A 14,378-nucleotide genomic window follows, 5' to 3' on the forward strand; every position below is an offset into this window, starting at 1 on the left:
AAATGATGGGTCTGATTAATGGGATTCGCTAGTAAGGAGTAATTTGTATGACAGAAGAAGTAAGATCTTCTAGCAGACAACAGCGTAGGCTAGAAAAAGCACAAACGCAACCAAATAAGAAAGAATCAGCGAATGATTCAACAGAGCAAACGAAACAAACTAAATGGGTTCAAATTCGTATGTTTCCAATCTGGCTGCGCATCCTAATTGTTGCGGCTCTTATAGCAGTGGCAGTAGCCGCTGGACTTATGGTCGGCTACGGAGTAATAGGCGAAGGCGAGCCAAAGGATGCGCTCAAATGGGAAACGTACCAGCATATATTTGACATTAAAGACGGTAAATAATTGGAGGGCGATTCCATGCTAACAACTGAGCAAATACAAGCTATTCTACCTCATCGATATCCATTTTTAATGGTAGATCGTATTTTAGAAATAGAAGAGGGTAAACGAGCGGTAGGATTAAAAAATGTAACGATTAATGAAGAATTCTTTAATGGTCACTTTCCTGGATATCCGGTAATGCCAGGCGTTCTTATTGTGGAAGCGCTAGCCCAAGTTGGAGCAGTGGCAGTATTACAAATTCCTGAAAACAAAGGAAGACTCGCTTTCTTTACAGGAATAGATAACTGTCGTTTCAAACGCCAAGTGAAGCCAGGCGATCAACTGAAACTTGAAGTGGAGCTGACTAAGCTTCGCGGACCGATGGGTAAAGGACACGGTATTGCGACAGTAGATGGCGAGCTTGTTTGTGAAACAGATATCCTGTTTGCACTAGGACCTGTACAAAATAACATTTAATCGTATTATTCCACCTCCAGTATAAGTATATACAATTTCATTTTTGTTGAAAAAAGAGGTAATAATGCCATAGGATAGTTCCTTCTTCTCTTGGATAACCTATCGTAAGTCACATGAAGATTGTGATGACGATATCAAGAAAGGAGGAATTTTTTTATGTGGAAAAAAGCTGTTCCTACTATTGCATTATGTTCGTTTTTATTGGTTGGATGTAATAACGATGAAGCAGTACCATCAAACAACGAAACACCAATGGGAGAGTTAAACAATGGTAATCGTGTGATAACCCCTTCACCAGGTGGAGATACTGGTAACGGTGTTGGAGGTAATGGTGGTGGCGCTGGTACTGGTACTACTGATGGTATGAACGGTGGTATGGGTGGCGAAGATGGCGGTAACCGTGGTATAAATCATGGTGATGACAACGGTACAATGGGTGGAAACAATGGTAATGGTAATTCAACTCTAGACAGAGATAAAGGAACATGGGTAGAAGAACCTACTGTTGATGGCAATGGCCGATAAAAAAATTCTTCACATAAAGAAAAGCTGATTCCAATTGGAGTCAGCTTTCTTTATCTTTCTTTAGGGAAGGCCTTGTTTTCATATCCTTTTCGAATTGTGTTAATAATTCTTCTCCGATTAATCCATCCTCGATTAGCTCTGCCAGTAATGATTCGGCATATTTTCTACGTACACGCTTTAACGTTCCACGAAGCAGGACGGAAAGGTGATCACCAATTTTTTTCACGGAGTATGTCGCTACTTCAAAATGAGCGGGTTCATTTTCCGGGTAAGAGATAACAACCTTTGCGTTAAACAATTCATTCGATGCTTTTAATTCATTAAAGAAATCCTCATGTTTTTGGTCGATAAATAACTCTAAAATCCAAGAACGACTGGTATTCTCTTGGTTAATAACAATACCATCCTCTAATAGAATCGGCAGTTCTTCATTATTACGAATAAGGGATACGGAAATCATTTTAAAAGTTTTCATAGACAATCCACCTTTAGTCTGGCTAATTATTCTCCATTATAGCATAGCGATTCTATGGAAAAAAATAATTATGAAACTAGCAAAATTCTATTTTTGATTTTTAGGAATGAGAAGGAGAATGGGATTGTCGAAAAAGAGGTTTTCAATTTTGGATTTTCGTCTGTAATAACGCCCCAAAACGCTAAAATGCGACTTTGCCAATAATGCTTGTAAAGCTTATGATATGGCTAATGAAGGAGGTGACAGATTGAATACAGTTTCGATAATTGGAAGAATGACGAAGGCTCCACAGCTGAAACACTTATCCGAGGGGAGAGTACAAACAGGATTTGTAGTTGCTGTAAGCAAAGGCTATAAGAGCGAAGAAGCAAATTTTGTCCTTTGTACGATTTGGGGGAAGCTCGCTGAAACAACTGTGAAGTACTGTGGAAAGGGCTCCTTGGTAGGAATTACTGGCCGCTTAAATACGAGATCTTATGAAAAAGTAGAGGGCATAAGAGTATTCGTTACGGAGGTTATAGTGGAGGATATCCGATTTTTAGCTACCAAAAATCGTGACGAAACAGAACAAAGTATAGAAGAAAATAAGCAAGTAGAAAGTGATTTTGAATTTCCAGCAGAACAAATAAAAAAACTTCCAGTGTAAAAATTTGAATGGCCGCAACCAAATCAAATGATACAAGAGAGAAAAAACCTGACCATTCGCTGGCCAGGTTTTTGCTAAAAAAACTTTAAATGGAAAGGGTGAGTAAATCCTTCAAGTCTGCATCCGACATTTCCGTGATCCATTGGCTAGAATGAATCAGTTCCTCAGACAATGCCTGCTTCTCTTCAAGTAGCTTATCAATTTTTTCTTCAATTGTACCAATCGTTATGAACTTATGAACATGAACAAAATTCGTTTGTCCTATACGATAAGCTCTATCTGTTGCTTGGTTTTCAACCGCAGGATTCCACCAGCGATCGGCATGAAGGACATGGCTAGCAGCTGTAAGATTCAGTCCTGTTCCACCTGCCTTCAATGATAGAAGGAAAACTGGGAACTCCTTGGCCTGAAATGCTTCAACCAAATGGTCACGCTGATTTTTTGGCATACTTCCTGTTAGGAAAGGAGCGTCAATTTGGAACAGCTCCGTCAAGCAATGCTGTAGTAAATGACCCATGCCAATGTATTGGGTGAAGATTAGACATTGCTCGCCTCGGGCAGCGATTTCACCAGCCAGAGTCACAATTCGTGCTAGCTTCTCAGAGCGTTCAAGCATATCTTCTGCGTCATCAAAAGGCTCCTTCAAGTAAAGGGCAGGGTGGTTACATAGTTGCTTTAACTTACTAAGCATTTTTAAGATGAGTCCTTTTTTCTCAAAGCCAGAAAGCGTATCCAGCTTACTGACTGTTTCTTGTATGAGAGACTCATACAAAGCCGCTTGCTCGGTAGTAAGGCCGCAGTATTCTCGCTGTTCCAGCTTTTCAGGTAGGTTAAGCAATAATTCTGGGTCCTGCTTCGTTCTTCTTAATAGGAAGGGCTGAATTTTGACACGTAGCTTATGCTTTACAGAGTCTGAGTTATCTCGCTCAATTGGTGCTATATAATTTTCCTGGAACTTACGGAAAGAACCTAAATATCCCTTATGGATAAAGTCGAAGATGGACCATAGCTCAGATAGTCTGTTTTCAACCGGTGTTCCAGTTAAAGCGATATGATGCTTACCAATTAGCTTTCGAATGGCACGTGATTGTTTGGTATGCATGTTCTTGATATTCTGAGCCTCATCAAGTGTAATGCTAGACCATTCTATTTCCTGTAATGCTTCAATGTCCTGCATTGCAGTACCGAAAGTAGTAATGACGACATCTGCTTCTTTGTCTATTTCCCGTGTTCGTGCTGTCCCATAATGAGTTTGAACAGTTAACGATGGAGCAAATTTAGCAAGCTCCTTCTGCCAGTTTCCAAGAACGGAGGTCGGACAGATGATTAAGGATGGTGTCTTTTGTTCTCCGCTTTCATGAACATGGAGCAGATAGGCAATCAATTGAACAGTTTTTCCAAGCCCCATGTCATCTGCAAGACAGGCACCAAACTTTTCATTGCGCATAAAGACAAGCCAGTCTAAACCTAGCTGCTGATATGGGCGAAGTGAGGTTAATAGGTTGGATGATACATCAACCGTAGGATAACCTTTTTTCTCTGAAAGTTGTTCCATTAATACCTTAAGAGATTGCTGCATTTCAAATTGAAATAGTGGATCCTCATCAGACTGCTCGTCATCATCAATGGCTAAAGCAATTTCTTCAGGAATCTCACGGAACAATAACTCCTTAACCGTCCAATTTTCATCCTCGGACTGCTTCATCAACTTTCGGATTTGCTGCATCCATGCAGCATCAATTCGAAACCATTCATTTCCTGCTTGAATATAAGAACGGTTTTCATTGACCATTTTTTGAAATTCATCTGCAGATATTTCGTGACCGTTTAAAGAAAAGTTCCAGTTAAACTGAAGAATTTCATTTAAACCTGCAGCTGTCTTATACGTATTAGCAGTCTTTGCTATTGTTTTTACCTTCATTTTGGATTCCTTGAGGCTCTTCAGCCAGCTCGGAAGGACAACCTCAAACCCAAGAGCCTGTAATTTGATCAAATCATCACGTAAAAATACACGCACTTCTTCATCAGTTAACGGTGAAGAGAAAAAGGTAGATAGCTCTACAGCATCAATTGAGGAAACAAGGGAAAATATTTTATCCTGAGTTTCCTCGATGTAGGTGCTATAATCTCGCCATTTGTCAGGCAGTGCTTCCTTAATAGGTGATGTCTTTTTACGGTAGGCAGGCGTCCAATAGACACTGCTTTTCTTACCGCGAACAACTGTCTCTATTAACCATGTGTCATCTGCTTCATCTGGCTCAGATAGACGTAAGGCAACCAATAGATTCGGATGATTCGACTGGGATTTTATCGGCCAGCCGCCCTGCTGGAAGAAAGGCATTAAGGCAGGTAAATCCTCCATAGTCAGCCCGGCCTGGAACAGCTTCTGCTGAATGGCATGTTGGACAAGCTGCTTTCCTCGTTCTTCAAGCGGAGCCGAAACCTCTAAGTTATTCTCCTTTAGCTCGACTGTGTTCCAAAGGTCAGGTGAACTCCAAACGCCTCCAGCTTCTTTAAACGTCGTTAGCCACTCTTGAGCAGACTCATTTGCCGCAGAAAAGGTAATAAAAGGATGCCCTTCGGAAGAGAAAATCTCCATTACCTCTACTGGAGAAGCAACTAATACGTTTTCCTCAATTTGTGCATTGAGTCCAAAAAAGCTTTCACGATGATTTAAGTAGAGAGCCTCGACCCATTCTTGAATGGAAGCTGCATTTGTAGATAAAAGAAAGCTTCCATTTGCTGCTTGTTCGATATATAGAGAAAATTCTTTTGTAATAGATAAAGGCTTATTCATAATGGCAGGTTTCCTTTCTCTATTTCTTGTTGCAAGGCGCGAAGTCGGCGATACTTTTCACGAACACTTTCTACGTAAGCATTCCAATAGTCAATTTCGTTTGCTTTCTTCGCCACCTGTTTCATTTTCTTCCAAACGCGAACAGCTTGCTTGTAGCTGTATCTGTTTTTTTCTTGGATATAACGCATGGCATAATGATGATAAAGTGGAAGAAGTACTTCAGGAGCCTCCTCTCTTACAACCGCTAAACCACAGGACTCCGTATACTCTAGTGAAGAGTTGGTAGCCTGGTGAAGCGCCATCCATTCTTTATACCGCTTCTGTTCGATTAGTAAACCGGAGTATGCCTGGATCCCGTATAAACCAAAAGATAAATATAGCTTTTCCAGTTCCTCTGTTGTTAAGTCCACTTGGTTGAATAGTATTTGCAGTCTTCTAATGAGCATAACCTTTGCTGGATGTTGAATGACTTCTGTTAAATAATAGGAGATATGAGGCAATAGCTTTCTGCTCAGCTCATTTACTAAATCCTTGTTGGACGCATGAAGGGCCTTTTCACTAACCTCTACCCACTCTAGTAGCTGGTTTCTATCCATATTCTCCGCTGCTTCCAAAAGCTCATCAATCATAGATAGGGTAAGATAGAAATATGGCAGCACCATATTTAACATGAGTCCATCTTCTTCTATAGTAAGCTCCTGCAGGTATTTAACCTCTTGCATACGAGTAGCCTTATCTGTTACAAGAGCATCCCAGAAAGCCAAGTATATGTGCTTTCGGTAATAGATAAGCCCTTCCTCCTCATAGTAAAAGGAACGTATAATTTCCATCATTCGATCGTAAAACGGATCCGCTGCGAACATTCTAGGTTTTGCAGCTAGTTGGGACAGACTCTCATCTAAATCCTCCGTATAGTTTGTTAAAAACTGATACACTCGGTTGCGCATATTAGTTTCGGCATATTCATTAAAATAAAACCAGGCACGTTGCAGAATACCTAGCTTGACATACACATCAAAAATAGGTTGCCATTCTCGCTCGAATGGTCGAGATTTTCGAACCTGAGCTTCTAGATCATGGATTGCAAATTCTAACAAATAGAAGCTCGTTGGCGGGTAACTTGAGATAAACTTTCGGAAAAAATTATCGATAATTAAATCCCAGTTTTTCGGATTTCTTTCATTGGAAAGTAACGATAGTTGTAAATGCTCCGAGTTAGATTTCCAATTAGAAACCCAATCCGATAAGGAAAAGTTTTGTTGATATAGGTAAAAAACCGCTGCAACAATATGTCTACATGGCTTTTGCATTTGGCAAGGACAATGAATGAGGTCTACCATCGGCAAATATTTAACCTCAATATTTGTTACGTCTCGGATAACAAAATCTACCCGGTTTTCGGACAGGGAATAATTTGATATGGATACCGCACCGTTACGTACAAAAAAGGTTGCTCTTCTTACGAGTTCCTCATCTTCTGTGACTGTCGGATTTAATTTCTCTTCTATATTTCTCATCGATGTATCTATATATTCTTTATAATGACGAGCTAATTTTTGATACGAAGTTAGGTTCAAACAAATCTCTCCTAATAAAAAAGGCTTTCCTTCCATTATACGTTTAAACCTGCTCGAATAAAAGCCAAAGGGAGAGCAAAACTGTTTCCGAGAGAAAAAAGCAAAATAAAAAGCCTCACTAGTATTGAAAAAAGTGAGGACCTTACTCTGTTTTTAATTTCTTTATATACCGCTTGAGCTCTTTGTCATCGTTAGAATGCGATTTAATATCCATCACTAACTCACGGAACTCTTTCAGGTGCTGTAGTGGTGCTATGTTTTCCTCATAAAAGGACTCTAAGTATCTTGCTCGGCTTTCTCGCGCCTCTAGTCCAGGGTTCTTACTTTTAGAAGGCTTGCCCATCAGCATATGTAAAAAATCATCCTTTGGTATGGCATAAACCTCCTGGATTGTCCCCAGTAAGCTAATAGGGATTGCTAAATCACCTTTTTCATACTTAGACAATGCAGAATGATCAATACCCATTCTTTTAGCAGCTTCCATTTGAGTAATATCTAATTGTTCACGGTACGCCCGGATATGCTCGTAAAAGGCCATATAATCCCTCCTCTACAATGCCACAAGAATAACGAAAAGAGAGAAGGTTAGATTAAAAATCGCCAAATTGGAGATTAATGTAATTATTTTGATGTAATGCAGTATAAAAGTATTATAGGACAATTTACTTAAGAAAGGAGAGGAAAGTAGTAGAAAGAATCCAAGTATTTATCCCTTTGTTGTATGATTCTTTAGATGGTTATTCGAAGAATGGTTTAAATCGTGTGAAGCTAATTGGAGTAAAAAAGCAAAATGTACAATACATTGTAGAAAGTCCTAAAAAAGATATGAGGCATATACCTTTAATCGTATCGGAATATTTCAGCATCTATGATCTTCAGCTAGACTTTAACCGAAATATGCTTCTGTTCTATATAAATTGTGTGAAAGAGGTATCAAGAGAGGAAATCCTACAAAGGATTTTTGATGCTATTTTAGTAGAATATAGTGCGGAAAGATATGGTTTTTTTATATGCCCTAGAGGAAAAAGGAAGATAGAGAGTGCATTGTAAATTAAATAGAAATATTTTAATAGCGAATGCATTTAGCGTTCGCTTTTTTGGCTAAATACACTACACGAAAAAAAGATATTATGATATACTACAATAAATCAGAAAATTCAAAAAGGATAGGAGGGGATGGAATGTTACTTGTACAATTAATGAAGCCTTTTTATACTCAGCTGGAAGGGGATAGGATCAAGCTGGTCTTCGCCTATCAATACTTTTCCTTGCGTAAGGACGATGAGCTTTTTGACTTCATACCTGTAGAAGGAAAAGAGATCATAGTTAACGCTAACTCGTTACAAGTCGAGAACCTGTCCGAAGTATTTGTCTTCCAAAAAGGAAATCGTTTTATTCGACTTCCTCTATACCAACTCCTATTAGTCTCTGATATTCATGTACACCTTCAGACCATTATTAATGCAAACAATGTAGACGAGTCTAGCTCGATGCTATTAGAAGGAACACAAGAAATTATAGACCATTTAGAAAAAGAAAACTTCGAACGAATGATAGATTATGCATTACTCCATAAAGATGCAGCTCTTTTTAGAGAACTACAAGATTACAAAGACACATACGGAGGACATCATGTCGACTAATCTCATACCTTGAAAACACCTTGCGAAAATTATATTTCCAAGGTGTTTTTTTCATGGCTAAATTACTGAAAGGACGTAAACAAATGAAGAAGAATAACAAATGTACTTGACCCCACTATTCCAAACAAAATATCCTCCCAATTAAAACCTAACTTAGCCATATTCATAAACCTCCCAAGTATAAGTAAAAAGCAATTTATTACGGGTGTCTTGTATTACGGGTGCCTGGCACCTGCAATAGATCTGTAATGCATGTGTAATATATACCCAATGTTTTGGAGGTTAGACAGTGTTTTGAAAATTATTTTGTTATATTTTAGGTGGGTGGGTCGATATAAAGGATAGTAGAGTGGATGGGGGTTAGAGGATGCTAGGTAAATGGAATGCGACGGGGTTATCTATTCTTCGCAATATGAATCAGCATTGGTCGGTTGCTAATCGGTCGATGGAACGTCTTTCCTCTGGTTATCGGATTAACCGTGCTGCGGATGACCCGGCTGGTCTTGCTATTTCGGAGAAGATGAGGGCACAGATTAGAGGTCTTGGTCAGGCGGCTCGTAATATTCAGGATGGTATTTCGTTGTTGCAGACAGCTGAGGGAGCACTTAATGAGACACATGCTATACTCCAACGTATGCGAGAGCTAGGGGTGCAGGCTGCGACCGATACATTAACGGATGAGGATCGTAGCTTACTTAATATTGAGTTTGAGGAATTGAAAAAAGAGGTCACTAGAATCTCCAAGGATACTAATTTCAATACGAAGACTATGCTTGACGGCACTAACAACTCCATTAACATTCAGGCAGGGGCAAATGCAGGACAGTCTATTGAGCTCCTCTTTGGAGATATGTCGGGAGGAAGTCTTGGCTTGGATGATTTGTCGATTTCCTCAAGAGCTGATGCAGAAGATTCAATCGGTGGATTAGATGATGCTATTAACAAGGTTTCTCGGGAAAGATCTCGAATGGGGGCATACTCGAATCGATTGGAGCATGCCTACAATAACGCGGTTAATATGGAAGAAAACTTAACTGCAGCGGAATCTCGTATACGTGACGCGGATATGGCAAAGGAAATGATGGCACTAGTGAAAGCTAATATACTAATGCAGGCGGGTCAATATGTACTTAGCATGCACTTACAACAGGCTCAATCTGTGCTGCAACTCTTAAATTCACACAAACAATCGTGAGAATCGACTTCACGGTTGTTTTATTTTGCCGTCTTCTTTGTAATAAAATAGAAGCTTTGTAACCAAATATATACAAGAAATTTTAGCCATTCACAATTATTTACGTTAAGATAGGTTTATAGATTATAGAAAGAGGGAAAAAGGTATGAGGAAGGTCTCGGGATTAACTACATTTGTATTCCTATTAACATTATTACTTGCACCCATGTACACATGGGCAGCCCCAATTGATGAAGTCAGGCAACTGGTCAAGGAATATTACAAAGGAGAGCTCCAGTCTAACATAACAGAACTGGATTCCATAGAATCCATAGTGGGGCAGTTAGATCCTTACTCTACCTACTTTACAAAGGAAGAGTTTGAAAGATACACAGATTCGATAAACAATAAACCCACTGGTATCGGGATCTCAATTGAAGAGCATGAAAAAGGCATCCAAATAGTGAGCACGTTTGATGGTGCTCCAGCAAAGGAGGCTGGCATCGAGCCGGGAGACATTATTCTTTCTGTGGATGGAAATTCTACGGAGCGCATGTCTGTACAACAGGCTTCCTCACTAATCACAGGAAAAGCCGGTACAAAGGTTAACATAGAAGTGTTAAAGATTACAGGACAAAAACAGTCATACATATTAACAAGAAAAAGCTTTCAGGTTCCAGTTGTTTCTACTGAAATGTTATATGGAAACGTTGGCTATATAAGCATCAACTCATTTTCAGAGGATGGCGCTTCCTTAGTCATTGCAGCAAAGGAGCGACTTGCAAAAAAAGGTGCGACCTCATATATTTTAGATCTGCGCAATAATGGCGGGGGGTATGTAAACACTGCAGAGGAGCTTATTGGTTTATTTCCAAATAGTCCTCATGCGTATATGCTAATGCTGAAAAATCAGGTAGGGTTAGTAAAATCGATTCCGCAAAAGGATTTATTTCCTAATAACACAAAGGTACTGATCAATGGCTATAGTGCAAGTGCCTCTGAAATGACTGCAGCTGCCCTGTCAGATCAGAAATCAGCTACCCTCTACGGTCAACAGACTTATGGTAAAGGCTCTATGCAGTCGTTTTATGCATTGTCGGATGGGTCTTACCTAAAACTGACGGTGGCCGAATTCGCAGGTCCTAAAGGCACCGTTGTGAATAAAACAGGGGTGCAGCCCCATGTGAAGACCAAAGAGGGAATGGAGCTTGAGAAGGCCCATTTAGATACGATTTTAGAAAGCTATCCATCTTATAAACGATTATCTAAACTAGAAAATGTGGAGCAGACAAAACAATTCACTATTACATTTTCAGAAGCTATTCAGCTGAATAAAAAAGAGGGAATCGAATTGATCGCATTAGGTGATGCCAAGAAAATCCCTATGAAAGTAGAACAAAAATCTACCAATCAAATAAAAGCAATACCGACAAAAATAGAAAAAGGAGCAGCCTACTTACTACTGATCCACCCTACCTTCCAATCTTCGAAAGACATTCAGATGGAACAAGGTGCTTACGTCGAGGTAACTGTTCAACAATAAGAGGGGGAACACTTGGTGTTTTTTGAATTTAGATTTTGGAAATATCTTTTCCATCAGCAAGACTTGGCGAACTCATTAAAGGATGCGACATTGCGCGATTTTAAGGGACGTGTATGGATGGTCGCTTTGTTAGGGGTGCTTCTTTTTGCACTTCGCGATATATGGGGGATGCATACAGAAGGATTGACGACTTTATTTGCAAAGGGATTTGGAGAAACCTATATTATTGCTAGGATTGTATCCTTAATAGGAGCCATTCTTTGGTCACTTGTCTACATGGCATTTTATTTTTTCCTCATTTCTTACGTGCTTCATAAGCTAACGAACGTAGACTTATCTAAAGTTGCAGTGTTGCAACTATTTGTTGTCGGACTTCTTTTATTGGAAAAGGCATTTGTCTTTGTTTTATACGCAATCGTTGGTTATACAACAGACTTTTCAGTACTATCGTTTGGACCACTGGCAGCGGTGTTTTTAGATAATGATTTTTTTGTTTACTTCTTTAATGAATTAAGTCTAATTACTGGCTTAATCATTGCGATTCAGTTTCAGTTCCTGCGTAACTACACCGAATTGTCGACTCGTAATCTAATCATTATCTTAATAGCGATTCCTATAGTACTGGCTTTATTAGTAGCAGGCTTTGAAGTTCTTCCTATTGAAACATGGATTGAAGGGGGGCAAGCCGTATGAATAAATGGTTAGTAATAGGAGTTTCTATTATTGTTTCTACGTTTATAGCAGCAAACGCAATTTTGCTGTTCGAGGAAAATAGTGAGATTGCGAGAACGTACTACTTAAAGGATCATGAAACAGTTCAAACGAATACATATTCCAAGGAGCTAGAAAAAGAGTCAGTTGTAGTACCGACGGATGCAGTTACGGTGACTGTCGATGTGGAACGAGTAAGTAATTTAGCGGTCTCAGAAGGTGAAGAAATAGGTGCTGACACCGAGCTGGCCCAGCTAAAGCCAGATTTTGCTGAAGAGCAACGAGGCATATGGGAAACCGAGGTACAGGCCTATAGACAGGAACAAATGCAGTTAAATCAAATTATAAGTGACCTAGAGTATGAAAAATCTAATACAGAAGGGTCTTACACGGATACAGACACAGCTACTAGTAATACGAACGATGAGGTAACAGATGTCAATGTCCAGGTGGATGTTCAGCTTTCCCAAGACGGAAGCTATTCACAGGCTATCGGAGCAGCAAAGCAAAAGCTTGCGGAGGTAGACCGTCAGCTACAAATCATGGAAGCTCAGCTAAACCAGGAGCCAGGCGCAATGTCACTGCTTAGCCCAATCGCAGGAACCGTTGGGTCGATTGAGAATAAAGACGGCAAATACTTTATAGAGATATACTCCGTAGAGAAATCCTTGCTTACCTTCGTGCCTGAGAAAGAATGGCATAAGCTAGAAGCAGGAATGCTAGTGCGAAATTATTCCTCACATAGCGAGTCCATGGCAGAGGGAACGATTGCTGCAATCACACAAGTACCTGCAAATGGCTCTCCTTGGCTTTCGGCATATAAACAATATGACTCGCAATCAACGGAACCACTATACGAGGTGATGATCCAACTAAACGAGCAGCCAGAACCGTTACCGTTTGCTGCTAACATGAATTCTGCTATCACAACAGAACAAGCAGAGAATGCTGTAACCATAAAAAGAGAATGGCTTTTAAACCCGACAAAGGAACAAGCCGATCTTTACGTGTTAACTCCTGAAGGGAAGATTGCACGAACTGCAGTAAATACTCCATTCCATTTAAACAAGCATGCTGTCGTATCAACAGGACTTGAAAATGGCATGATCGTTCTAGACGATGAACCTAAAGCCGAGAAGGCTCCAGCCTTCCTACCGTTCCCGTTGGAAACACCATCATGGACGAGCATTAAGGCAGTTAGCTGGAAGGATTACGTTAAATACCTGACGTATAAATAATGGTATTCTATTAAACTAATAAGAGGATGTATGTTCACTAGGTGAGCATACATCCTCTTTTTTTGATTAAAAGTGGTTGACCCGTTGCGGGATTATTACAAGTGCCTGGCACCTGTAATAATTTATTGGGTGATTGTAGTAATTTATAGCTGGATTGTTGTAAATCTGGGGTGGCCAGCGTGGCTTGGGTTTGATTGTAGTAAAATATCGGTGGATTGTAATAATCTATTGGGTGATTGTAGTAATTTATGCTTTGATTGTTGTAAATCAGAGCCGGCCAGCGTGGTTTGGGTTTGATCGTAGTAAAATATTGGTGGATTGTAGTAAAGTAGCGATGGATTGTAGGAAACTACCCTCGAATTGTCGTAAATTTTTCTCGTCCGACCGATGCTTGGGTTTGATTCCTATCTTAATCTATCAAAAACGATTACTAATACTTAACATATTAATATTACTTCGCTATACTAAAGATTAATCTAAATTGAAAGTAAGGCGAATAACTATATGAACAACCAGTGGAAAATTTACGGTATACTCGTACTCGTTATGTTAATATGGGGCGCTAATCTTCCGATGCTTAAATATTTGATCGCAGAGGTATCCCCAGTAACCCTGACCGCCTTCCGTATTTTTACAGCTGGTGTTACAGTTTTTCTTATTTTATGGAAAATGAAAATGATTCGAAAGCCTTCGAAGCAGGAATGGAAATATATTGCGATAGGGTCTTTGACTAACGTAGTAATCCATCACTATTTCTTGAATATTGGGCTCTCAGTTACAAGTGGAACACACGGAGCACTGATCTTAGGGACGGGGCCGATGCTTACAGCGATAGCAGGAGCATTTATCCTAAGGTATTTTCCTTCTTTGATTCAATGGCTAGGTCTGGTATTAGGGATAATTGGAGTGAGCCTTTCTGTAGTAGGTGGTGGTGACTTAGGTGGCTCTGCCATCGGAGACTTCTTTGTATTCCTTGCTATACTTGCACAGGTCATGAGCTATATGGTGATAAGTAAGGCTGCAAGAACATTGGACCCAAGACTGCTGACAGCATATATGCTTGTAATCGGCTCATTTATATTAATGATTATCAGCTTTATACAGGAGCCAGGAGCAATTGTTCAATTTACAGAAGTAGATCCAATATTCTGGTTGATTTTCTTTGCCTCTGCGATTCTAGGCACAGCAGTCGGTCATATGCTATACAACTACTCGATAGGCCAAGCGGGTGCAACTAAATCAGCGATAT

15 protein-coding genes are annotated in these 14,378 nt (G+C 39.8%); 11 read left to right on the forward strand and 4 right to left on the reverse strand.

Going from position 1 to position 14,378, the window contains the following annotated elements; genetic code table 11:
* Positions 1–47 precede the first annotated feature (47 nt).
* From AC06OU_RS08710 to AC06OU_RS08720, 3 genes are all read left to right on the forward strand, one after another.
* Positions 48–344, forward strand: a complete 297-nt coding sequence (locus AC06OU_RS08710) for a DNA-directed RNA polymerase subunit beta (RefSeq protein ID WP_475855240.1) — start codon at positions 48–50, stop codon at positions 342–344.
* A gap of 15 nt (positions 345–359) precedes the next feature.
* Positions 360–800: a 3-hydroxyacyl-ACP dehydratase FabZ gene (fabZ, locus tag AC06OU_RS08715; protein WP_340885333.1), complete on the forward strand. Its 441-nt coding sequence runs from the start codon at positions 360–362 to the stop codon at positions 798–800.
* 156 nt (positions 801–956) lie between these two features.
* The gene (locus tag AC06OU_RS08720; protein ID WP_475855242.1) at positions 957–1,325 is read left to right on the forward strand and encodes a hypothetical protein; all 369 of its coding nucleotides are present in this window, start codon (positions 957–959) and stop codon (positions 1,323–1,325) included.
* Between the two features lie 40 nt (positions 1,326–1,365).
* Here AC06OU_RS08720 and AC06OU_RS08725 read toward each other — a convergent pair whose 3' ends face one another.
* Positions 1,366–1,800: a YwpF family protein gene (locus AC06OU_RS08725; RefSeq protein ID WP_169359488.1), complete on the reverse strand. Its 435-nt coding sequence runs from the start codon at positions 1,798–1,800 to the stop codon at positions 1,366–1,368.
* 247 nt (positions 1,801–2,047) lie between these two features.
* On the opposite strand from AC06OU_RS08725, the gene AC06OU_RS08730 reads away from it, so the two are divergent.
* A complete protein-coding gene (locus tag AC06OU_RS08730) occupies positions 2,048–2,446 on the forward strand; it encodes a single-stranded DNA-binding protein (protein ID WP_475855243.1) in 399 nt (132 codons plus the stop codon).
* An 85-nt stretch (positions 2,447–2,531) separates the two neighbouring features.
* Here the strand turns inward: AC06OU_RS08730 and AC06OU_RS08735 are convergent, their stop codons facing one another.
* The 3 genes from AC06OU_RS08735 to AC06OU_RS08745 form a co-directional block, all read right to left on the reverse strand.
* Positions 2,532–5,243 carry a DEAD/DEAH box helicase gene (locus AC06OU_RS08735; RefSeq protein ID WP_475855245.1) on the reverse strand — a complete coding sequence of 904 codons (2,712 nt, stop codon included), beginning with the start codon at positions 5,241–5,243 and terminating at the stop codon, positions 2,532–2,534.
* A complete protein-coding gene (locus AC06OU_RS08740; RefSeq protein ID WP_298471490.1) occupies positions 5,240–6,820 on the reverse strand; it encodes a hypothetical protein in 1,581 nt (526 codons plus the stop codon). The genes AC06OU_RS08735 and AC06OU_RS08740 overlap by 4 nt, the downstream gene beginning before the upstream one ends.
* 142 nt (positions 6,821–6,962) lie before the next feature.
* A complete protein-coding gene (locus AC06OU_RS08745) occupies positions 6,963–7,358 on the reverse strand; it encodes a helix-turn-helix domain-containing protein (protein WP_298471488.1) in 396 nt (131 codons plus the stop codon).
* Between the two features lie 176 nt (positions 7,359–7,534).
* Between AC06OU_RS08745 and AC06OU_RS08750 the strand changes: the two genes are divergently transcribed.
* The 7 genes from AC06OU_RS08750 to AC06OU_RS08780 form a co-directional block, all read left to right on the forward strand.
* Positions 7,535–7,870: a hypothetical protein gene (locus tag AC06OU_RS08750; protein ID WP_475855246.1), complete on the forward strand. Its 336-nt coding sequence runs from the start codon at positions 7,535–7,537 to the stop codon at positions 7,868–7,870.
* 131 nt (positions 7,871–8,001) lie between these two features.
* Positions 8,002–8,463, forward strand: a complete 462-nt coding sequence (locus AC06OU_RS08755) for a transcriptional regulator (RefSeq protein WP_342560263.1) — start codon at positions 8,002–8,004, stop codon at positions 8,461–8,463.
* A gap of 367 nt (positions 8,464–8,830) precedes the next feature.
* On the forward strand, positions 8,831–9,658 hold the full coding sequence (locus AC06OU_RS08760) for a flagellin N-terminal helical domain-containing protein (protein WP_475855248.1): 828 nt from the start codon (positions 8,831–8,833) through the stop codon (positions 9,656–9,658).
* 145 nt (positions 9,659–9,803) lie between these two features.
* The gene (locus AC06OU_RS08765; protein ID WP_475855249.1) at positions 9,804–11,180 is read left to right on the forward strand and encodes a S41 family peptidase; all 1,377 of its coding nucleotides are present in this window, start codon (positions 9,804–9,806) and stop codon (positions 11,178–11,180) included.
* A 15-nt stretch (positions 11,181–11,195) separates the two neighbouring features.
* A complete protein-coding gene (locus AC06OU_RS08770; protein WP_298472138.1) occupies positions 11,196–11,873 on the forward strand; it encodes a hypothetical protein in 678 nt (225 codons plus the stop codon).
* On the forward strand, positions 11,870–13,129 hold the full coding sequence (locus AC06OU_RS08775) for an efflux RND transporter periplasmic adaptor subunit (RefSeq protein WP_475855251.1): 1,260 nt from the start codon (positions 11,870–11,872) through the stop codon (positions 13,127–13,129). The genes AC06OU_RS08770 and AC06OU_RS08775 overlap by 4 nt, the downstream gene beginning before the upstream one ends.
* Positions 13,130–13,633: 504 nt before the next feature.
* The coding region (locus tag AC06OU_RS08780; protein WP_475855253.1) for a DMT family transporter at positions 13,634–14,378 on the forward strand (745 nt) is incomplete at its 3' end.

The organism is Psychrobacillus sp., assembly GCF_056205495.1.